Source organism: Mycobacterium sp. ABE4_509 (genome assembly GCF_056160785.1).
In genome coordinates, this window is the sequence record NZ_JBSWXU010000096.1 from 1 (window position 1) to 21,257 (window position 21,257).

The 21,257-nt window shown below is 62.0% G+C and carries 19 protein-coding genes, 1 tRNA gene and 2 pseudogenes; 13 read left to right on the top strand and 9 right to left on the bottom strand.

What is annotated here, in order from left to right; genetic code table 11:
- Window positions 1-894 (bottom strand): PucR family transcriptional regulator (locus tag ACXAID_RS18915; RefSeq protein ID WP_475023749.1); only part of this gene is annotated, 894 nt, incomplete at its 3' end.
- A 40-nt stretch (window positions 895-934) separates the two neighbouring features.
- Window positions 935-3,724, bottom strand: a complete 2,790-nt coding sequence (aceE, locus tag ACXAID_RS18920; protein ID WP_475023750.1) for a pyruvate dehydrogenase (acetyl-transferring), homodimeric type — start codon at window positions 3,722-3,724, stop codon at window positions 935-937.
- Between the two features lie 193 nt (window positions 3,725-3,917).
- On the opposite strand from aceE, the gene ACXAID_RS18925 reads away from it, so the two are divergent.
- The 7 genes from ACXAID_RS18925 (at window position 3,918) to ACXAID_RS18955 (ending at window position 8,061) form a co-directional block, all read left to right on the top strand.
- Window positions 3,918-4,496, top strand: coding sequence for a hypothetical protein (locus ACXAID_RS18925; RefSeq protein WP_475023751.1), 579 nt, complete (start codon window positions 3,918-3,920; stop codon window positions 4,494-4,496).
- Between the two features lie 102 nt (window positions 4,497-4,598).
- Entirely contained in the window at window positions 4,599-5,024 is a 426-nt protein-coding gene (locus ACXAID_RS18930; RefSeq protein ID WP_475023752.1) for a DUF3052 domain-containing protein, read from the top strand.
- Entirely contained in the window at window positions 5,025-5,483 is a 459-nt protein-coding gene (locus ACXAID_RS18935) for a peroxiredoxin (RefSeq protein ID WP_475023753.1), read from the top strand. It begins immediately after the preceding gene.
- 70 nt (window positions 5,484-5,553) lie between these two features.
- Window positions 5,554-5,628, top strand: a tRNA-Val gene (locus ACXAID_RS18940).
- 264 nt (window positions 5,629-5,892) lie between these two features.
- Entirely contained in the window at window positions 5,893-6,024 is a 132-nt protein-coding gene (locus tag ACXAID_RS18945) for a hypothetical protein (protein ID WP_475023754.1), read from the top strand.
- Between the two features lie 51 nt (window positions 6,025-6,075).
- The gene (locus tag ACXAID_RS18950; protein WP_475023755.1) at window positions 6,076-7,020 is read left to right on the top strand and encodes a hypothetical protein; all 945 of its coding nucleotides are present in this window, start codon (window positions 6,076-6,078) and stop codon (window positions 7,018-7,020) included.
- A 3-nt stretch (window positions 7,021-7,023) separates the two neighbouring features.
- A complete protein-coding gene (locus ACXAID_RS18955) occupies window positions 7,024-8,061 on the top strand; it encodes a S8/S53 family peptidase (RefSeq protein WP_475023756.1) in 1,038 nt (345 codons plus the stop codon).
- A gap of 321 nt (window positions 8,062-8,382) precedes the next feature.
- Here the strand turns inward: ACXAID_RS18955 and mobF are convergent.
- A pseudogene (mobF, locus tag ACXAID_RS18960) lies at window positions 8,383-9,445 on the bottom strand (MobF family relaxase); the annotation flags it as partial.
- A gap of 215 nt (window positions 9,446-9,660) precedes the next feature.
- Between mobF and ACXAID_RS18965 the strand changes: the two are divergent.
- Window positions 9,661-10,242 carry a hypothetical protein gene (locus ACXAID_RS18965; RefSeq protein ID WP_475023757.1) on the top strand — a complete coding sequence of 194 codons (582 nt, stop codon included), beginning with the start codon at window positions 9,661-9,663 and terminating at the stop codon, window positions 10,240-10,242.
- Window positions 10,243-10,339: 97 nt separating this feature from the next.
- Here the strand turns inward: ACXAID_RS18965 and ACXAID_RS18970 are convergent.
- From ACXAID_RS18970 to ACXAID_RS18980, 3 genes and pseudogenes are all read right to left on the bottom strand, one after another.
- Window positions 10,340-11,591, bottom strand: a pseudogene (locus ACXAID_RS18970) (IS30 family transposase).
- A 630-nt stretch (window positions 11,592-12,221) separates the two neighbouring features.
- A complete protein-coding gene (locus tag ACXAID_RS18975; protein ID WP_475023758.1) occupies window positions 12,222-12,473 on the bottom strand; it encodes a hypothetical protein in 252 nt (83 codons plus the stop codon).
- Window positions 12,474-12,568: 95 nt separating this feature from the next.
- Window positions 12,569-13,150 carry a uracil-DNA glycosylase gene (locus ACXAID_RS18980; RefSeq protein WP_475023759.1) on the bottom strand — a complete coding sequence of 194 codons (582 nt, stop codon included), beginning with the start codon at window positions 13,148-13,150 and terminating at the stop codon, window positions 12,569-12,571.
- A 417-nt stretch (window positions 13,151-13,567) separates the two neighbouring features.
- Between ACXAID_RS18980 and ACXAID_RS18985 the strand changes: the two genes are divergently transcribed.
- From ACXAID_RS18985 to ACXAID_RS19000, 4 genes are all read left to right on the top strand, one after another.
- Window positions 13,568-14,959 carry a hypothetical protein gene (locus ACXAID_RS18985; protein ID WP_475023760.1) on the top strand — a complete coding sequence of 464 codons (1,392 nt, stop codon included), beginning with the start codon at window positions 13,568-13,570 and terminating at the stop codon, window positions 14,957-14,959.
- Between the two features lie 334 nt (window positions 14,960-15,293).
- Window positions 15,294-16,259, top strand: a complete 966-nt coding sequence (locus ACXAID_RS18990; RefSeq protein WP_475023761.1) for a hypothetical protein — start codon at window positions 15,294-15,296, stop codon at window positions 16,257-16,259.
- A 32-nt stretch (window positions 16,260-16,291) separates the two neighbouring features.
- Window positions 16,292-17,260 carry a TylF/MycF/NovP-related O-methyltransferase gene (locus ACXAID_RS18995; protein WP_475023762.1) on the top strand — a complete coding sequence of 323 codons (969 nt, stop codon included), beginning with the start codon at window positions 16,292-16,294 and terminating at the stop codon, window positions 17,258-17,260.
- A gap of 18 nt (window positions 17,261-17,278) precedes the next feature.
- Window positions 17,279-18,304: a nucleotide kinase domain-containing protein gene (locus ACXAID_RS19000; RefSeq protein ID WP_475023763.1), complete on the top strand. Its 1,026-nt coding sequence runs from the start codon at window positions 17,279-17,281 to the stop codon at window positions 18,302-18,304.
- On the opposite strand, the gene ACXAID_RS19005 is transcribed toward ACXAID_RS19000, so the two are convergent.
- From ACXAID_RS19005 to ACXAID_RS19015, 3 genes are all read right to left on the bottom strand, one after another.
- On the bottom strand, window positions 18,301-18,729 hold the full coding sequence (locus ACXAID_RS19005) for a MazG nucleotide pyrophosphohydrolase domain-containing protein (protein ID WP_475023764.1): 429 nt from the start codon (window positions 18,727-18,729) through the stop codon (window positions 18,301-18,303). The genes ACXAID_RS19000 and ACXAID_RS19005 overlap by 4 nt on opposite strands.
- A 214-nt stretch (window positions 18,730-18,943) precedes the next feature.
- Complete coding sequence (locus tag ACXAID_RS19010; RefSeq protein ID WP_475023765.1) at window positions 18,944-19,564, bottom strand: Nmad2 family putative nucleotide modification protein; 621 nt, start codon at window positions 19,562-19,564, stop codon at window positions 18,944-18,946.
- Window positions 19,558-20,037 (bottom strand): TIR domain-containing protein, encoded by a 480-nt coding sequence (locus ACXAID_RS19015; protein WP_475023766.1) that lies wholly within the window; start codon window positions 20,035-20,037, stop codon window positions 19,558-19,560. Before ACXAID_RS19015 ends, ACXAID_RS19010 begins: the two co-directional genes overlap by 7 nt.
- 91 nt (window positions 20,038-20,128) lie before the next feature.
- Here ACXAID_RS19015 and ACXAID_RS19020 point away from each other — a divergent pair, with 91 nt between their 5' ends.
- Entirely contained in the window at window positions 20,129-21,190 is a 1,062-nt protein-coding gene (locus ACXAID_RS19020) for a hypothetical protein (RefSeq protein WP_475023767.1), read from the top strand.
- Window positions 21,191-21,257: the final 67 nt, after the last annotated feature.

Genomic DNA, 21,257 nt, shown 5'->3' on the forward strand with positions numbered 1-21,257 from the left:
CGGCGCACCCGCCCAGCCCGCCACCGCGTTCATCCCGGCGATCGCCTCGGTGGCGCTGCGGTGCGCCGCGCCCAGCGTGGGCGCCGTCGGGCCGATCACCACCGGACCGTCGTCGAACACCTTCAGCAGGTCGGACAGGAACCGGTCGGTGAGAGACAGTCCGCCCGACACGATGGCGACCAGCCAGGTGCCGTGCACGTCGGACAACGCCCCGCGGCCGTTGCGGCTGGCGACGTCGTGGACGTCCTCGCCTGCCTCATCGGCCCGGCCGGGCCGGGGGAGCCCGACGATCACCGTCGCCGGTGCGGTCGCGTCCCAGTTCAGGGCCGCAGCCTGGGACTGCAGTTCGGGGCCGACGTCACCGCGGACCACGGAGTCGACCAGGTTGGCCTCCATCCGGCTGTCCCAGGCGCCGCGGGCCTCGGCCTGATCGGCGTAGGCCGTCGCCGCGGCGAACGCCAGGTCGCGGCTGTAGCGCAGGATGCCCGCGGTGAGCGCGGTGAGCTGCTCCTCGGAGCGGGCCAGCAGCGGCACCACCTCTTCGAAGAACTCCATGGTGACGCGCACCATCTCCACCGACTGGCGCAGCGCGATGCGCCGGCGCAGGTCCTGCGGCACCACCTCGAAGGCCTGGGCGGTGTAGCTGACGTCGCTGCGCGGGTCGCGCATCCACTCCACGAAGTTCATCACCGCGGTCTGCACGACCAACTGGACACTGGCCCGCTGCGACGCCTCCAGGTCGGCGAAGAACGGCAGCCGCTCCTCCATGACATGGACCGCCTCGGTGGCCAACCGGCCCGAGTACTGCTTGAGCCGGCGCAGCACCGAGTCCGGCACCGTCTCGAGCACCTCGACGGTGGACTTCGGCGGAACGAACCGATTGTTGTCGGGCACCCCTAAAATCTACGCCTGGCGACTGGTGGAAACCTCCAACTCAGGCCACGCCCGGGTCCGACGTCTGCTCCGGCGCCGCCATCACATCGTCGATCTCATACTTCTGCGCCGCCTCGACCGCCACCGACATGTCGATCTCGCCGTCGCGGGCCAGGCCCTCGAGCACGGCGACGGCGATCGACTCGGCGTCGGTGTTGAAGTAGCGGCGCGCGGCGGGCCGGGTGTCGGAGAACCCGAACCCGTCGGTGCCCAGCGTCACGTACGTGCCGGGCACCCAGGGCCGGATCTGCTCGGGCACCGCGCGCATCCAGTCCGACACCGCGACCACCGGGCCGGTGGCATCGGCCAGCGCCTCGGTCACATACGGGGTGCCTGCCGGACGCTCGGGGTGGCGCAGCGCCTCCTTCTCGATCGCGACACCGTCGCGGTTGAGCTCGCCCCAACTGGTCACCGACCACACATCGGCGGCCACATCCCAGTCGGTCGCCAACAGGTCCGCCGCGCGCAGCGCGTCGGGCATCGACACCCCCGACACCAGGATCTGGGCGGTGTAGGTCTTCTTCTCCGGTGCGGGCCGGTAGCGGTAGATGCCCTTCAGCAGCCCCTCGACGTCGAGCCCCTCGGGTTCGGCCGGCTGCACGTAGGGCTCGTTGTAGATCGTCATGTAGAAGTAGACGTTCTCCGGGTTCTCCCCGTACATCCGCTGCAGGCCGCTCTCGATGATGTGGGCGATCTCGTAGGCGAACGCCGGATCGTAGGCCACCACCGCCGGGTTGGTCGCCGCAAGCAGCACCGAGTGACCGTCCGCGTGCTGCAGCCCCTCACCGACCAGCGTGGTGCGCCCGGCGGTGGCGCCCAGCACGAAACCGCGGGCCATCTGATCGGCCGCGGCCCACAAGCCGTCACCGGTGCGCTGGAACCCGAACATCGAATAGAAGATGTAGATCGGGATCATCGGCTCGTTCTGGGTGGTATACGACGTGCCCACCGCGGTGAACGACGCGGTCGAACCGGCCTCGTTGATGCCCTCGTGCAGGATCTGCCCGACCTCGCTCTCCTTGTAGGCGAGCATCAGCTCCGCGTCGACCGCCGTGTACAGCTGGCCGTTGCGGTTGTAGATCTTGAGGCTGGGGAACCACGAGTCCATCCCGAACGTGCGCGCCTCGTCCGGGATGATCGGGACGATCCGCTTACCGATGTTCTTGTCCCGCAGCAGCTCCTTGAACGTGCGGACGGTGGCCATCGTGGTGGCCACCTCCTGCTTGCCCGAACCCTTCTTCAGCGCCTTGTAGGTGTCGGAGCCGGGCAGCTTCAGCACCTTGGCCTTGGTGCGCCGTTCGGGCAGGAAGCCGCCCAGGGCGCGGCGCCGGTCGAGCAGATAGCGGATCTCGGGGGCCTCCGGGCCCGGGTGGTAGTAGGGCGGCAGATACGGGTCGTTCTCGAGCTGTTCGTCGGAGACCGGGATGCGCTGGGCGTCGCGGAACTGCTTGAGATCGTCGAGCGCGAGCTTCTTCATCTGGTGGGTCGCGTTGCGGCCCTCGAAGTGCGAACCCAGCTGGTAGCCCTTGATGGTCTTGGCCAGGATGACCGTCGGCTGACCCTTGTGCTCCATCGCCGCGTGGTAGGCGGCATACACCTTGCGGTAGTCGTGACCGCCGCGCTTGAGGTTCCAGATCTCGGAGTCGGACATCGGCTCGACCAGCGCCTTGGTCCGGGGATCCCGGCCGAAGAAGTGGTCGCGCACGTACGCGCCGTCGTTGGCCTTGTAGGTCTGGTAATCCCCGTCAGGGGTGGTGTTCATCAGGTTGACCAGCGCGCCGTCCTTGTCGGCGTGCAGCAGCGCGTCCCATTCGCGCCCCCACACCACCTTGATGACGTTCCAGCCCGCACCCCGGAAGAACGACTCCAGCTCCTGGATGATCTTGCCGTTGCCGCGCACCGGACCGTCGAGACGCTGCAGGTTGCAGTTGATCACGAAGGTCAGGTTGTCCAGCCCCTCGTTGGCCGCCACCTGGATCAGCCCGCGGCTCTCTGGCTCGTCCATCTCACCGTCGCCGAGGAACGCCCACACATGCTGGTCGCCGGTGTCCTTGATGCCGCGGTCGTGCAGGTAGTGGTTGAACCGGGCCTGGTAGATGGCGTTCATCGGGCCCAGGCCCATCGACACCGTCGGGAACTCCCAGAAGTCCGGCATCAGCCGCGGGTGCGGGTAGGACGGCAGCCCGCCGCCGGGGTGGCTGTGCTCCTGACGGAACCCGTCGAGCTGGTCGGAGGTGAGCCGGCCTTCCAGGAACGCGCGCGCGTAGATGCCGGGCGAGGCGTGGCCCTGGATGAACACCTGGTCGCCGCCACCGGGGTGGGACTTGCCGCGGAAGAAGTGGTTGAAGCCCACCTCGTAGAGGGCGGCCGAGGATGCGTACGTCGAAATGTGGCCGCCCACACCGACTCCGGGCCGCTGCGCGCGGTGCACCATGATCGCGGCGTTCCAGCGGATCCACGCCCGGTAGCGCCGCTCGACGTCCTCGTCGCCGGGGAACCAGGGTTCCAGCTCGGTGGGGATCGTGTTGACGTAGTCGGTGGAGGTCAGCGCCGGGATCGCGACGCGCTGCTCACCGGCGCGTTCCAGCAGCCGCAGCATCAGGTAGCGCGCCCGCGCCGGGCCCGACCGTTCGAGCAGGTCGTCGAAGGATTCCAGCCATTCGCCGGTCTCCTCGGGGTCGATGTCCGGCAGGTACGACGCGACACCCTCGCGGATGACGCGGACGCGATCGGGTTCTGCTGTACTGCCGGAGTTTTGAGCCAGGTCCTGGCGCACGAACTCGGTCGTCAACTTCCGCTCCTTGTTAGGCGGGGTACTTGGCGCATCGATCGGCGAGGGGTTCCCCCGCCTCGTCGGCGCGCGCGGACTCTATCCTCGTCCAATCCTGCCTCATCCGCACTGCCGGGTGTGCGGGTGCTTCAAACCCGGCGAACGCGGGGATCGCAGGGTCAAGCCCCAGCCGAGGCGGTAACGTCTGCAGACTGTGCTGATCGGCTGGCTGCGCACCCCCCGTGCCCGGCTTGCCGCCTTCGTCGCCGGAACCCTGGCGGCCACGGCCATGATCATCGTGGGCTGCACCAGCGTCACCGACGGCGAAGCCGCCGTCTCGGCCGGCGACGCGCCGGTGTACCGGGCGTCGGTGTCGGCGTCGATGGAGGAGTCCGCCGCCAGCTCCAGTGCCCGGGAATCGGAGCGCCAGGCCTCGCTGACCGCCGAAGCGGTCAAGTCGGTATGCGAGGCGCTGAGCTCGAGCAGCGCCGAGGCGATCGGCGCGGTCAACGCCTATGTCGATGCGTTCAACGCCAACACCGCCGATGTCGGCCGCACCGCCGGCCCGGCGATCGACGCGCTGAACCTCAGCGCCGACGTCGTCGCCCGCAACATCTCCGAGCCGTTGACCCCCGAGCTGCGCGACGCACTCAACCGGTGGGTCGACGCCGCCAGGGCGGTGGCGACCGCGATCGCCGCCAACTACGGAACCGACGAATTCAACGCCGCGATCGCGGAGCTGAACGCGTCGAAAACCACCGCGTTGGACCGCTGCGATGCGGCATATCGATGAAGTCTGCGGCCAGCGGCTTGCCGTGGGCCCGGGTCGTGCGACGATAAGAGCAGAACGTGGCGAGTTTTGCGCCGTGTCGAGTCGGCTGAAGGAGGATTGACCGTGGTGTCGGCGGGTGACCCCCCGAACTACGCCCGCAGTCTGGGCATCCAAAAAAATCAGGTTGTGCAGGAGTTGGGGTGGGACGAAGACACCGACGACGACATCCGGGCGGACATCGAGGAGGAGAGCGGCACCGAGCTCCTCGATGAGGACGCCGATGAGGTCATCGACGTGGTGTTGCTGTGGTGGCGAGACGGAGACGGCGACCTGGTCGACGCGTTGATGGACGCCATCACCCCGCTGGCCGACGACGGCGTCATCTGGGTGGCCACCCCCAAGACCGGCCAACCCGGGCACGTCCAACCGGCCGAGATCGCCGAGTCCGCCCCGACCGCGGGTCTGATGCAGACGTCCTCGGCGAACCTGGGGGACTGGATCGCCACCCGCCTGGTCCAGCCGAAGTCCAAGGCCGCCGGCCGGCATTAGATGCAGGTCGGGGATCAGGCGCCGGACTTCACGCTCAAGGACCAGAACAACCAGCCCGTCACGCTGTCGGAGTTGTTGGGCGGGCGCGCCGTGCTGCTGGTGTTCTTCCCGCTCGCGTTCACCGGCATCTGCCAGCGCGAACTCGACGACATCCAGGACCACATCGGCGACTTCGTCAACGCCGATCTGGCCACGCTGGCCGTCTCCGTCGGGCCGTCACCGACCCACAAGGTGTGGGCCGGTCAGCGCGGGTTCACCTTCCCGGTGCTCTCGGACTTCTGGCCGCACGGTGCGGTCAGCCGGGCCTACGGGGTGTTCAACGAGGTGTCCGGCTACCCCAACCGCGGCACGTTCGCCGTCGACGCGACGGGTGTGATCCGGTTCGCCGACTGCCGCCAGCCCGGTGAGGCCCGCGACGGTGCGGTCTGGGCGGCCGCGCTGGACACACTGCGGGCCTGAGCCTCCGGCTGGTCTCCGGCACCGCGAATTTCCGGTTGACCACCCGCGCGATGTAACCTGCCCTGCGATCGGGCGCGTAGCTCAGTGGTAGAGCTCTGGTTTTACACACCAGCGGTCGGCGGTTCGATACCGTCCGCGCCCACCAAGGTTCTCGCAGGTCAAGCCAGAGTATTGTGACTGAGCGCCGCCCCTCAAGAACCCCCACTGTGCCAAGAACGTGCCGACGGGGGCAGAGGTGTGCCCAATCTACGTGTCAGGGTTGCCACCTACCGTCATAGCCACGAACGAGGCGGACCAGCGAGAAAGCACTCTGTGGTGGCCGATCTTGTCCGCCGCCTTCGACGCGTTGCGCTGCACCCGCTCACCTTAGATGAGCGAGTTAGATGAGCGAGTCGACGAGGAGCACCCGATGCCGCGCGACTTGCTGCGGAATCCGGTGCGGGTGCAGGTCGAAGCGGAGGTACGCAGCGCTGGCACTACAACGCTGCGCAGCCACCTGCCGGATGAGGTGCAATTTGAATCGCCGCGCGCAGCGTATTGACGAGTTTCGTGGGCGAGAATTGCCACCGTGAGCGTTGCGTGGAGATACCAAGTGATTGACCTCCCCGTGGACAATGACTGGACGGGCGGCCCGGACTATCAATCCAAAGTGGTGGTGTTCACCGGCACATGTCCGAGTTGTCAGCACCTGGTAGAAGACAGCCTGACAGGCAGGACTCTGGTGACTGCAACGGCGGAGCGACCAGACGCGGGCCTATTGAGTGCCCCGTCCATATTTCGGTGCAACTGTCATGGTCATGACCATGAGGGGCGCCCACAGAACGAACAACAAGGGTGCGGCGCGAGCTGGTTTGCCCGGCCGTACCTAGTCGAGGAGGGCAGGGAGGACTACAAGCTGGAGCCCGTCACCGAGCCGGCGGTGCTTGCCGATGTCGTGCTCGTCGATGCGGAAGACCAAAAGAACCAGGACGGGTATCGGGAGCTCGTCGCGAAATGGATCCCCGGTATCACTGCCGTGACTGGGACTCTTGGGCTGGCCACTGTGGTCCTTTCCCAGGACTCCGTCAAGACGTTGGACCAGTCGTGGCGGATCGGCGCATTCGGGGCAGTCGCGATGGCCGTCCTGCTTGCCGCACTTGCCATTATGCTCATTTACCGCACGGCCTACGGACTGCCCAAGAGTGTCCCGAACCAGAGCCCCGAGGATTTGCGGAAGAATGCCGCCAGGATTAGGAACCGGCTGTCGAAGGTGACTGCCCGCCTGCGCCTTGCCATCGTGTGTGCAATCGCAGCACTGATCGCGATGGTCACCGCGCTCGGCATCTTCTGGATCCAGCCTTCGACCACGCTCTCGATCAGCGTGAGCTATGCCGACACCGCAAACGGCGGTGCGCACACCACCGTGTGTGGCAAGTTTGTCGAGGCGGCCAATGCGACCTTGCGTGTGTCGGTGACTGACGGCCCCCGCAGCACCACCGAATCGATCCCGTTGTCTGACGTTATTACAATCCAGCAAGCCTCGACATGCAAGGGATGACCCATGTGTAACACCGTCCCCGGCTCCGCAAGCCTCACCGGCACCGGCCTCGCCGTCGATGGCCTCGTGGAAATTTGGGCCGGACTGAGCGCCGTCCGTGAATATGGACTCGCCGACCACCCTCCGAAACCCACCGACATGAGCGGTCTACCTACGAATCGTGAGTTCGACCGGGCAGCGCCCAAACACGCTTTACTCGACTACCCGCCGGATGTTCCCTTCCCCGACCGGCTTCAAGCGGAGCTCCTACTCCGCGGTATGGGCGTGTGGGTCGAGCCGGTGCACCGCGTGGGCCTCTGCGGTGCACCTGCGCAGCCGGCGGCGGGAAAGCAGCGTCCCACGGTCAGCCTTGACCTCAACCGTGTCGATGATGCTGTTGCAGACCCCGCCATCGGCGTCGCGCCGGGAAACAGAGTGGCAGTCGTCGACTCAGGCGATCTGCACAGCACCCAGACATACATGGTTGACTTCCTCGGCGGCCGGGCCGCCAAAGTTAGCCCCGATGACAAACTTGGCCACGGGACAGCCGTTGCCGATCTGATCCGTCACATCGACAACAACGCGATAGTGTCCGCCGTGCGCGTGGTTGACGACAGTAACCAGACCAGCCATGAACTGCTCTGCGGGATGACCTACGCTCTGTGGTCGAGACTTTTCGACGTGGTCAACGTCAGTCTTTCCGCCCAGGGCGCTCCGGGATGCATGACGGTGCTGGGCGGTAGCCTCGCCATGGTTCTCGACATCTGCGTTGGGAGCGGGAGTGTCCCCACAATTGTTGCTGCGGCGGGAAACGCTGACACAAACGAAGGGTTCGGCTATCCGGCGCAACTTCCTGGCGCAACGGTTGTGTGCGCCTGGGACTTCGATGAGAAGCCAACCACATACAACGTCAGAGTCCCGCAACACATCGCACCCGTCCACGCCACCGGCGGCATGAAAAAGGACGGCTTCGGCACCATCACGTCCCCTTCGGGACACGCCGAACAGATCTACGGAACGTCTTTTGCAGCTGCGGTCGCAACCGCCATGATGATCCCTTGACCCGACCGACCTACCCACCCAGTCGCCCGCTGTAGTGCGAGACAGGAGTCAGGCGCCGATCGATCTGTTTCGTTGCTGGTATGCGAGCAAGGCGCGCACGTATCGTCAGAAATCGATGATTGGTTGCTGATCGCCGGCCGTTGAATGTCGAAATAGGTAGCAGTAGAGGTGATGTAGCCGTGCTCAACGTCCTCACGGTGCGGAATATCGGCCTCGGAGGAAAATGTCGATCCCTCGCTTTTCATCGCATCCAGCCGGGCGACCTCGTGCGGATCGACGATAGCGACCCAGATCCTCGTCCGGCCTATGACCTGATTCGCGAACTTCACGGACCGGTCGTTTGCCCCGCCCGCATGAGGTGTCGATGAAGTCCACACCGAGAGCGGCGATCAGGTGGGCTTCGAGGCGGGTGTTGCACATCTCCGAGGCCGCCACGATGATGCGGTGCAGTGGTTGGCGGTCCAACGCGAGCCAGCGACGCACGCCGCTCTCGTCGACGTGGGAGACCTTGTTGGAGATCGCGATATGGGTGTGCAGATCGGGGTCACCGGCCCGGGAGTCGCGGTGGGTGAACACCGCAGCGATGAGCCCCTCGGTGTCGACCTGGGCGACGCCGTTGGCGCCGACCCGGGTATAGGCGGCGGTGTCCTGCAACCACTCCAGGACATCGTTGATTGCGGCATCGTGGGCGGACTCGATCTGTTCAGCTACGTGGAGCGGGGCGATGGCCCACAGCGTCGAGACCGATTTCACGGGGGAGAAGGTGAGGTCGTAGCCGGCAACGGCAGTAGTGGCCGCACGCGTGTTGCGGGCGATGAACCCGGATAGCTCACGTTCATCGGCCGGTGGGCGATCGTACTGCTCGCCAAACAGCTCGCGGGCGATCCTGGTACGGATGCGGGCGCGGACCTCGGCGTCGATGGTGGCGTTCCACTGGGCGCCGAGGGCGGTGTTGAACTCGCGGTACGCCAACGCGAGTCGGCGGATGAACTCTGGTTCACCGCGGCTGACCTGGAATCGACGCCCGAGTTGCCCCGCGGCGTGCTGAGCTCGGACCCCATGCCCGGCGACGTGGTTCATGATGCGCTCGGCGTTTGGGGTGCAGGCCCTCTCCGTAGAGGGCGCGCATCTGCTCCTCGGACACGACCGAGCCCGGCGCGACGGCCCAAATCGTCTCGTGAACTTCGGCACTGACGTCGGTGCCGCCAGTGTCCGAGAGTGCGGCCAGGCCTCGGCCCCCCCAGCGTCCCGGCGCTTCGCCGTGAGCGGAGTAATAGTCGGCCAACGTCGAGCAGCCCCGTTGAGTGCGGTCGGCGGCGGCGACCTGTCGCACCAGGTACTGGTAGCCGTCCCCAGCGGTCAATTTGTGCAGGGTCATCACCATGATGCGCCTCCGAATGTCCGCATGCGCCGAACACTACGTAGCCGAAGCCGAAAATCTCCAACACCAAACCGGCTGTTCTCAAGGAACTCTCAGAATTCAGGACCTGGATGCAAGAGGTGTGCGGTTAATGGGCGTGCTGCAGAAGGGGGCTTGGACAGGGTGTGCTGAGGGGGCCGCGGGCGGCGGCGGGAGAGCGGGGCAGCAGGTAGAAAGCAGTGAGCGTCGCAGAAGGGGGCGGCAAATTGGATTTCGACGAATGTGGCTGTGGTGGTGGCCAGCTCGCGCCACTGGTTTCTAAGGTCCCGACCATGACCTCATCGAGAACATCCAAAGTGGAAGCACGGCGACGGGCCCGCGACGCAACCCGGCGCGCCAACGAGGAACGAGCTGCTCGGGACAAGGCAAACATCGACGATGCCGCCGACTTCCTGGTCGCAGTTGGCAGGGTTGCCGAAGTTGAGACCTGGAAGAAGGAACGTCTGGCCCAGCTTCGCGAGCAGGTCGACACCGAAGCGGCCAAGCGGGCGGCCGTGCACCGCGCCAAAGCCGGCGCAGCGGTCGCCCACATGCAGGACCGCGGTGAAACATTGAGCGCGATTGCCGCGCGAACAGAGACGGACATCGCGGTGGTTCGCGCCATGCTGCGACACGCCCCCAAGTCCGAAGAACTCGCGGCATGCGGCAGTTCGCCTGAACCAGGCGGCAGAGGTACCCGGACTGGTGCTGGGTCGTTCGGGGGTGATGCGGCCCCGATAGGGCAGAGCTGCGGGCCGACGCGGCCACCCTTTGATGAATGACTAGGGGTACCGGCCTGAGCGGTCGCCGGCGCCAGGAATGGCACGACCTGTCGGCTCCGGTTGAATCCTGAGCAGCCTGCTCCGGGGTGGGTTCTAGTCAACGTCGCAACACCGACGGACGCGGTGAGGCTAGCAGGGCGGTGAATAGGTCGGCGGGACAACGGTCCTGTAGGACCATGCGGGGGCGGTTGTTGAGTTCGTTCTCGACGGCCAGGAGGTGCTCGGGCAAGTGCCCGGCGAGGCTGACGCCTTTGGGGAAATAGTCGCGAAGCTCCGTTGGTGTTCTCGTTGCTCCCCCTTTGCCAGGGTGATCGGGAATCGCAGAAATAGACCGCTGCGCCGAGCTTGTCGCTGGTGGCCAGGTGGCGGGCCATCTCGGTGCCCTGGTCCCAGGTGATCGACCGCATCAGCGTTGGCGGCAGATCCTGCATGCGCGCCACCAATGCGGCGTGCAAAGAGTCAGAATCAGCACGGGGAAGATGCACCAGCCGCAGCATGCGGGTCTGGCGCTCGACCAGCGTGCCAATCGCCGAGAGATGATTGTCGCCGATAATGAGATCACCTTCCCAATGCCCGGCTTGCGACCGGTCGACGGGAGGGAAAGGCCGATCGTGGATGGTGAGCATCGGCTGCTGAAACCGCGGCCGCCGGCGCTTCTGGCACTGGTGTGCGCGGCGATGATCGCGGCCAGTGCGTAATGGTGAGCGACGGTGCGGCGCTAACCGTGAAGGTCGTACGAATCGCGAATTCGGTTGATAGACAGCCTGATATATGCTCTCGTGACACAACCACATGGACCGGTCATTGGGAAAGCGCAGGCGCAGGTGCCGGCTGATCTGCTGCGGACTCCACCGCTGACCGAGCAACTCGGCAACTAAGGTGCTGAGTTGCTCGCTGATGTCGATGCGACGTCGATGGTGGCGAGCGCGGCGGGCGGTCGCCCGACGATGGGCCCGGAAAGGCTGATATTGGCGGCCAGCCGCGGCGTTACGCCGAAGCTCCCGAGAGATGGTCGACGGCGCGCGGCCGAGCCGCTCGGCGATGGCACGCAGGCTCAGCCCCTCACGGCGCAGATCGGCGATCTCAATACGTTCGTCCTGGGATAGGTATCGCGAGCTGATCTCCCGGACCGCGAGGCGATCCAACGGCGGAACGAACCCGACCACCACACCGTTGCGGTAGGTCTTGTAACCGCGTGTCCAGTTCGTCGCCGCAGACCGCGACACACCGACCTCCCGCGCCGCCGCGCGGACACTTCACCCGCGGGCCCGCAACTCCATGAACCGCTGACGTTTGGCCGACTGCGGACGACGCCCCGGCCCCTTCTTCACCCGACGCGACGATGCCAACACAACCTCCAGAATCTAGAGAAGTGTTGCGACCAGACCTAGAAACCACCTTGCCGCGCCGGGGTCAGAATTCACGTGCCGCTGACACCAGGAAGCGTTATGCACCTGCACGACAAGCCGGGTGGCGCGATGCGCCCATGCCCACTCAATCGAGCCCAGGTGAAAGGCGTGGGAGCGAATCGGTCGGCGCCAACGGGCGGTGTGCGTTACGCGAGCTGCCCTCGCTGGCCGTAGCAGCCGCGGAAGACGTTGTACGGTCAGTGGCCTTGGCGGCGCGCAACAAGTTCGTGACGGCAGCCCGAAGCGAGTGTGCCGGCGGACAGGTCGTCGAGCTCGAATAGTAGCTGCGTTGGAGAGTCGGCGACGAACCTAGCCGCGGAGTGTCGGGATCAGCTGACAGTCGGACAACAACCACCTGAGGGGTTCGCCCCATGAGGGCGGCGCCGCATCGGTGTTCACCACGCGTGTGGCCGCCGATTACTCGTCGTAGAACCGCATCCTCGACGCGCGTCCGCGCCACTCGTTCTCGTCGGGCCCGGCGGTGACTACGCAAATGTCGGTGACGTCCTGGCCTGTAAGCGTCACTGAGAAGTCTCCAGCGACGTCGAAATCGGCCTTTCGGTAGGTGGACTACTTTTCGGGATCGGGGTCGTACTCTTCGACCTCCGCGATAAAGGTCCCGTCAAACTCGCCGGAGAGGGTTACGTCGTCGTCCCCGTACCGCAGCTCGGATACCGATATCCCGATTGAGTTCGAGCTCGGGCGCTCGTCGCGAGAGACGCTCGCGTATTCCCCGTCCATCCCGTTCTGAAGCCACCTGTCGACCTCTTCTTGAATATCGTCTCCGAGTGCCCGACGCGCGCTGTCGATCGCGTCGAACATCGTGATACCCATGACGTCCTGGAAATCGGTGCCTCGATGAAAAGTTGGACTGCCGCGGGGTCAGCCGCCCAGCGGCATTCTCAGCTCCGACACCCCTACCTACTCCCTCGAAATGCCCAGCGAAGCGCCCGAGCCAGGCCCTCGACGTACTCTTCACGTTCTTCATGGGGCTGCCATTTGATCCATGAGGGATGGGGAACCGCCAGCAGCCTGGGATGTGCCGGCGTTCGTTGGCGGCCGCGAGGTGCGGTAAACGGCCAAGGGAGTTCGTCGGCCTCTGGGTAGACATCGCGAAGCGTGGCCGACGCGTCTTTCCCAAGACCGATGACCAGACGGGGCTGGATGATCTCTAGCTCTTGGAGAAGGAATGGGCGGCAGTTTTCTATTTCGTGGGGGAGCGACGCTCGGTTGGCCGGCGGATGGCAGTGCACCACGTTGGTAGTGAAGATGTCACTCTTGGCCAGTCCGGCGCGTTCGAGGCCAAGATTGAGGAACCGCCCGCTGCCGCCGGTAAATGGGATCTGCTTTCGCATGCAAGGTTTGCCGCACAAGCTTTGCCCGACGACAACGACTGGCGACTCGGGTGAGCCGTAGCCCGGCGACGCTTGCGTCACGTCGTGGATGTTCATGCCGTCGCAGCGCTGGCACTGCACTATCTCGGCCTTCACCGCTTCCATCAAATTGAGCCGACTCCTCATATGTCGTTCTTACCCGCCCCAGTGGGCTGGCTGAACGCACCTCGCCGAGGTTCGCCGTTAGGCATGTGTACGCAGGCTGGCGCCGTCGATTGCCCGGATCGCGCCGCAGTAGTCGCTCGCCGGGAATCACTGCATGGCGCTGGACACTCCGCTCAACACACGCCAGCTCGATGTGCTTCGGTGGATCGGTGACGGCTGTCCCGACGGTCAATGGACCAACACCGGCTATAAGGTGACTGCCGCCGCCCTGCAGAACAGGCGCCAGGTCACGGTCAACAAGCGGGGTGGTTGGAAGGCGACGATCGGACCCGCCGGTACCTACTACCTAAAGCACGGTGACTACCCGACCGATCACTTCCCGAACAAGCGCCGGTCGTACACAGCCGCGCGATTCGGTTGGCACATTCAGAGCAAAGAACGCCGCAGCGCTCGCTCACCCGCCCCGGTCCCGGCGATCCCACGCCGACCCGAAAGTTTTTGCAGGACATCATCAACGCAGGTGGAGTCCTCGAACTGAACACGAAGGGCGATGACACCAACTACGGCAATCTGGTCGCGATCATAAACAGACGGCAGATGGCACCGAACGGCCAGCAAGTGATTCTGATGGATGGCGCCAGCTACGACCAAAAGGTGTTTCGGCTGTCATCGGTCGCCGAGTGGAAGACGCTGCCACCAGCCGAGGTAGTGGCCGCCGACCGCATTGGGCGCTGGCATCCCGCGGTTGCGGCGCTGCGAAGCGAGAACCGGCTCAGTTCGATCGAATCACCGCAGCGCCAGCGTGTCCTGCGACTGCTTCACGCCCTGGCGCGCGAGGCAGAAGCACGCGGCTACACAGTGAACGAGGCACCAAAGCGGGAGCAGCGCGGATACGGGTACCAGAGCCCCGCTGAGCTGCCCGGATGTGTGATCGTCGGCGTGACGCCGATCAAGTGCGGGATCGGCATCACGCAGCTGCAGGACAAGGTGCCGCACGAGGTAACGATGAAAGAACTGGAGAGGGCCAAGCGGGAGTCGTGGTATCGGATTCCGACCCATGACTACGTGCCGTCCAAGCGGCTGTCGATCACGCTGAACACCGACAGCCGGTACTCCTCAGAGGTTTCGTGGGCAGACACCAAGACAATCGCACTGGAGTCGCGGCTGCCGGACGTCATGACCCTGTTCGAGCGCTGGGCACTCATTCACACCGAGCGCACCGAAGTCGAGCGACTAACTGAGATCGAGAAACAGAAACGGCAAGAACCCGAAGACGAACTCGCCCGCCAGGCCTACGTGCAGCAAACGCTGGGGGAGCGGCTGATCGCAGACATGAGGGAATGGGAACTGGCAGGCCGGCTGCGCCACTACCTCGCTGATATGGCCGAGTGCATCGGGTACATCACCGACGAGGAGCAGCGAGCAGCTGCCATCGAGTGGATGCAGTGGGGCGAGGGCTACCGCAGCAAATGCGACCCGCTGACGAAGTGGTGGTCAGTATCCGGATATCGCGATGAAGCTGCGTGCGGCCGGGCTCACGCCTTCCGACGCCGACCTGCGAAATCGGATTCGGCCGGATCGACCCCACCCGCGACACGATCATTCGGCGAGTTATCCCGGGCACTATCGGGATCAACGACGCGAACAAGAGCAAGGCTTTGCAGTGCCAGCTGGACATGTCGAAGGTGTCTTCGCGGGTTCCCGCAACCGGCCCTCACGATATCCACCCCTTTCGGCAGCATCCGAACACTAACCATTCGATACGCTGGACGGCAGGTCGATGATCCTTCGCGCCTCGATTGCGCATAGCCATGGGGGAACAGGTGAGTATGCGCCGACTAAGTGGTGTCGTGATGGAGCCACGCCGTACACGGTCAAGGGCGAGGTCGTAACTCCGTTGGCGTCTTGGCAGAGTCCAAGGGCGGACTAGGTGTGATGTCAGCTAGGGGGCCACTGAGACTCGCCGGTAGGTCGATGTCCCCGCAACACCTTCTTGGCTCCCGGCGGCACGGCAAGCCTCAACCCCAGAGCATCTCGGTTGCAATATCCTCAGCTCCAACGCGTGGACAAGGTCTCAGAAGAGCCGCCAGTGAGACGATGGAGTCTAGAGCCGGGCCGCATCCGGCATAACACAGGGGGAACCGTGGATATCAGCGAGTATCAGGAGAAAGCGAAGGAGACCAGTCTGCTGCCGTTAGGGGGACCAGACGCAGCAGTGCAACCGCTGCTTGGGCTAGCCTATGAAAGTGGATCGATTCTCAACGTTTACATGCGCTATCTGCGAGATCATATTGACCTCAACGAGAACATCGAACAACTTAAGGAAGAATTGGGCGATTTATTGTGGTACGCCGCAGCGGTGGCCACTGCCTCACAACTGGATCTTGGCGAGATCGCAGATCAAAATCTGACTCGCGCGCGTGATCGCTATTTAGTTACCGGCCAGGACCCTGATTTCGCGAGCCTCCCTCTATACGACGCTTCTTTCCCAGAACATGAGCGCTTCCCCAGGAAGCTGCAGTTTCATTTTGTCGAGCAGGAACGCGACGGTGCCATTACCGCCACTATGCGTCTCACCACTGTCGAACCAAACGCCTTTCCTGACGGCCCGATTAGCGTTGCGGATGACAAGCTAGCTGGCTTTAAGATAGGGGAAGTTCTCGGAGATCCGCTGACGGATAACTCGCACATTGCGGACGGCTATCGGTACCACGACGCAATTCATTTCGGCTTCCTAGCAGCCTTGGGATGGTCTCCAAACTCGCGTTCTCTCTTGAGGCTGAAGCGTCGATCAGATCCGGCGGTCGACGAATGTGAAGACGGAGCCCGCGCAATATTTGCCGAAGAGGGCCTGGCGGCAATTCTTTCGCGTCTAGCTACCCGCCGCATGGGCTTTCTAAAAGAAACAGCGGTTGACGGTGAAAGTGTCGAGATCGCAAAAGCGGCGACGCTCGGGTTGGAGGTATCTTCCGCACCGTCCTGGCTCTGGCGTCGCGCAATATCTGAAGGCTTCATAGCCATGCGGAAGCTGATAGAGAATGCCGGAGGCTACTTGTTGATAGACATGGACGCGCGAAAGCTTACATACTCAAAGACCCCGCTCCTCTAACGCCGGAATGCGCCGAAGGAAAGATTGATGTAATGGACGAGAAAGATTTCAACAAACTAGTCGAAGACATCGAGAAAGAGATCCTTTCAGGAGTTACGCGCATCGCTATCTTGGGACTTAGCCTTGAGGCACTCAAGATATATCGCCACTTGAAATCGGCTGGGCTTTCGGCGGTCATCGACGCGATATATGTACCGCGAGACGAAGTATCTCCTACACATTCCTTTCCATTCGACATTCGGGCCTTGGATGAGATCGGGCTAGTCGAGTATGAAGCGATAGTAGTTGCCGGGGACGAAGATAAGGAAGACATCCTCAAGAGTGCTCTTCCGTTCATAAAGGGCGCACCCAAGGTGATCGTCGCAGGTTATGGACATTTGGCCTATCGGGACACCATATTCTCCAAGTTGACAGCCGACTTACTGGTTCCGTCGCTCGCCAACGGCTACCCAAACACATTAGTGCATCTATATCAATGCCTTGTTAATGCGGCTCGGCTACAGTTGGACGGCGCGGTTGCGGAGTTTGGTGTATTCAAAGGCGGCACAACAATGTTCCTTTCCAAGGCTATCGAGTCCCTCGGAATGTGTTGGCAAATTATCGGATTCGATTCGTTCGATGGTTTCCCGCCACGGCGGAGTCCGCTCGATATGTACGACCATCCAGACTGTGAGTTTACAGATCAGGGTGCAGTTCAGAATTATCTCAGCGGCCGGAACATTGAATTGATCGCCGGGGATATAGTCAGTTCGGCACAGATTCTTCGAAATAGGGATCTCATCCTTACGTTCATCGACACCGATAATTATAGTTCCGCAGTAGCAGCTATTGACGCAGTCAAAGACCAAACTGTAGTCGGAGGGGCTATTGTTTTCGACCACCTCACTGGCGTAGATAAATTTAGGTATACTTTGGGCGAACGCATAGCCGCTCAGTCCTTATTCGACGACTCACGGTACTTCAACCTCCACGGCACCGGAGTGTTTCACCGGCAGCGCTGAGAATAAAAAGAGGAAACTATGTTGGTTGATGCGCGGCGCCCCATTCCCAGGCCGGGCGTGTACGAACTCTACTGGAAGTTTGCTGTTGAGCGTCAGGCGGCCTTTGACCGCCGCTTTATGGGCGAGGAAGGGCCTTGGTCGAGCGACCCAATCTTGCGAGAATTCAAGTTCTGCAACGTTTTTCGCGCTGCAGATAGGGTCAGTCAATACTTGATTCGTTCGATCTGTTACAGCCCATGTAGTGACACTCCTGAAAATGTGCTTTTTCGGATAGTCGCCTTTCGGTTGTTCAGCAAGATTTCAACCTGGGAAGCTGTTATCGATTATTTGGGCCACCAACCAACGATTGACGACCTGGCATGCGACCGGTTTGCGGAAGCAATCGGCGCGGCGATTTCGCGAAATAAGACCATCTATACTAATGCCTTTATCTTATGTGCAAACGATTTCTACGGAAAGCCGTTGAAATACTTGAATCATATCGAATTGTTGCGCCATATGTTCATTTGGGATAAGTTGTCTGCCGAATTGCTCTCCAGTAGATCGCTGGAGCAGATCTACCGGGTACTGCACGAGTACCCTTTGATTGGCGATTTCATGGCTTATCAACTTGCCATTGATCTAAATTACAGTGAGCTCATCAATTTTGACGAGGACGATTTCACCCAAGCGGGGCCAGGCGCGCTTCGGGGGATCAAGAAGTGTTTCGTTGATACTGGCGGTATGAACCCATCTGAAATAGTCGCGTGGATGGTTGATAATCAAGAGGAAGAGTTTGCGAAATTGGGTCTTGAATTTGGCGGACTATTCGGTAGGAGGCTGCATGCCATCGACTGCCAAGGTCTTTTTTGCGAGACAGATAAGTATTGTCGCGTTGCGGTACCCCATCTGGAGAGTTCGCGAAAGCGTATCAAGGCTAGGTTTGCGCCAGAATCCAACGAGATCGAGTACTTCTTTCCTCCGAAATGGGACATAAACGAGAACATGTGGGCGAAGAGTCCAGCCCGCCACACCGATGGCTTGGTGCTACCGCTATTCTCTTAAAGGTTGTCTTCGGATTCAGCGGTCGAGAAGGACTTCACGCGTTCTTCTAAGGTATGTATTTTCGATCGGACGGCGTCCACCACATCGATCTTTAGCACTTGACTGATGACAGCAGTGCATATGATCACATCCGCGACCTCGGATGAGATGGTCGCTTCGTGGATTATCTTGTCGGGCCGTTGGTGCTTCAGCCGGCCCAAAATTGCTGCGTGAAGCTCTCCGACCTCTTCCGTGAGTTTTGCGGCTTGGGATAGGAGGAAGAGGTCGCTCGATGTAGGAGTGTCGATGAGGCTCGCTACCGCTCCTGCGTAGCCCATTGCCCAGTCGGCAAGATCGTTCAGTCTCAGTTCGACAAGCGGGTCGGGCGGGCTCGCTGTACCAGCTTGTCTTCCGGGCCGGTGGCATCCATCGTTGGTCAAGGTCATGGAGTCCGCTCTCGCTGTGCCAGTGTGTCGAGTTGAACGTAAGGCAAGTGGCCTGTTAGTCGCACTGTGCATAGCGGAGGAGTATCTGGGGATTAGTTGTGTCGTTGCCAGGTGCAGGTTGTTGACTACTACGGCGTTGAGCGTGGTCACAGGCCCGCTCTCACTACCAGCAAGCTGTGCATAGGTCGGCAGCAAATAACCGTGCTGTAATTCGCTAGGGCCAGTCGCATGGTCGCCCTTGGATCCCACCGCCTAACGTCTCGAACCAAGAGACCAGCGACCGGGCCAGCCCCTCGGGAAAGTTGCAGCGATGAGATGGCCGGTCGTGCACGACATCGACAGGGTAGCCAGTACGGAAATGTGGAGGAATTTCCGGAGCCCGGTCTCCAAAATACACAAAATGTTCAGAGATAAGTACTTTGTCGCTTTTCGTATCACGTTCAATATGTCCGGGATTTGGTGATCCATCGCTAAGACTATGACGAGAGTTGGCCTGAATCCAATCGCCAGTCTTCCCATGGTGGTAGATATTATCGCCGAAAGCGTATTTTAGGCTGGCGCACATATTTGGCTTTTTTCTCAAGAATCTGCTGTCTACCCAGTAGTCATCATAGGTAAGTATCTCATCAACGCGCATTGCGTAGATGAGGTGGCCACCGAGGGCCCGCGACTTCGAGCCCGTGCCCATCAGCCAGTCTCCAAGTTGTGCTTTTGACCGAATCTCCTGCTTGCAGGTGGCGAGGGTGCAGTACCCGTGGAACGGATTGGGTGCGAATCCGATATCGAAGCGAAGTATGTAGCTAAAAACTCTCGGGCCAGAGGTGCTTATCAGCACTTAGCCCTCGGGATATTCCGCATGGGTTGCGGCGTTCCAGCTGGAGTGGACCAATTGTCCTCGCCGTTGATTGCCCCAATTATAGCTTCAGCATTCCAGCCCACGATTGCGTCGGCGTATTCTTCGAGGCCTCGTGGCAGGTCGCACTCCGCGGCGCCTGGCGCCCAGACGCCGATAATCCGTTTGTCTGGAAATCTCTTTGCGTACTCGATCTCCCAATCCACCCACTCATGGTTCTTGGTATCGGGCGACACCAAAACTACAATCTTGCCCGATCTCTGAATGCGGTCCGCCAGGATCGTCTTGATGTAGGCGTCTGAGGTGGCCTGGTTGGGGTTGGTGCTGTTGATTGACGAGTCCCGAATATCGCAACCGTTCCTTGACAGTAGGTTTCGCAGTTGCGTTAGCAACCGGTCGTCCTCATGACGATGACTTATGAACACGTTGTGCAATGACGACACGTTCACCTCCATGTTTTCTTGATACGAGAGACCCTACCCCTCACCACCGACAAGTTGAGCTCAGCGCCGACTAGTGCCTGCAGGTCCACGTAGCCTGAGTTACATGCCGATTCCTCCGATTCTTGACGTGTTTGTGGTGTGGCATCCGGACGATGCGGTCGGAGGGGTGGTCCTCGACTGGTTAAGTGAGCACTTCCATAGTCCCGCGTTTGCAGGACTTGCGGGAGGAGCGGTCGAGGTCTACGCACGGTCCACGGGTTGGGAGTCGCTCAAGTCAGCGCCTCGGCCGCTTGGCTTGAACGCACCGCTTGCTGGTGACCTGCCGAGTGCGCAGTTCAACGCCATCGTTCCTGTCTTGAGCACCGCTATGGCTCGGGCCTACCGCGACGACGCTTCGTGGACTGCCTACATAGATGACTTCTTAGCATTGGCGAGGTCCGCGAGCATCGGGATATTCCCGATGGTGAGTCCTAGTTCTGAAATCGGGGGTACGCGTCTGGCGGAGGCGTTTGGACCGATACAGGCCTTGCCAAGGGGAAGCTCTGCGAGCGCAGGTGCACTTGGCCGTGAAGTGAGTCAGGCGATAGCTCAACGCGTCGGAGCTGATACGGGATCGGCAACGCGAGTTCGAGTTTTTGTAAGTCACACAAAACATGACTCGCTCGAAGAAGCTGATCAGGAAGGCCCAGCCCTATACGAGGCGGTTCGGAACGTGATAGCGCGCACGCGCATGCAGACCTTTTTCGACGCACAAGACTTGCAGACTGGTGCGGAATGGCAGCGCGAGCTCGATCAAAACGCTTCCGACTGTGCGCTGCTGATGGTGCGCACGGATAAATACTCTTGTCGGGAGTGGACACAACGTGAAGTGCTGACGGCGAAGCGCCACGACGTGCCCATTGTTGGGATGTATGCGCTGACCGCAGGTGAAGAACGGGGTTCCTTCCTCATGGATCACGTACCTTCCTTACCCTGCAATGTTTCGCAGCCCGACGACGATATTGAGCTTGCTTTGAATCGGCTCGCCGACGAAGTGCTGAAGAGAACCCTCTGGTTAGCCCAAACCACCTACCTACACGAAGACGGTTTCGATTGGACGCCCGTGCACTCGCCCGAGCCAGTTACTCTCGCACCGTGGCTCGCTAGTGGTCCGTCTGCGTTTTGATCTGGTGGAGGGTGGCGCGGCCGCGTTGGACTTTGGTGATGATGTCTTGGGCGGGGGCCTTCCAGAT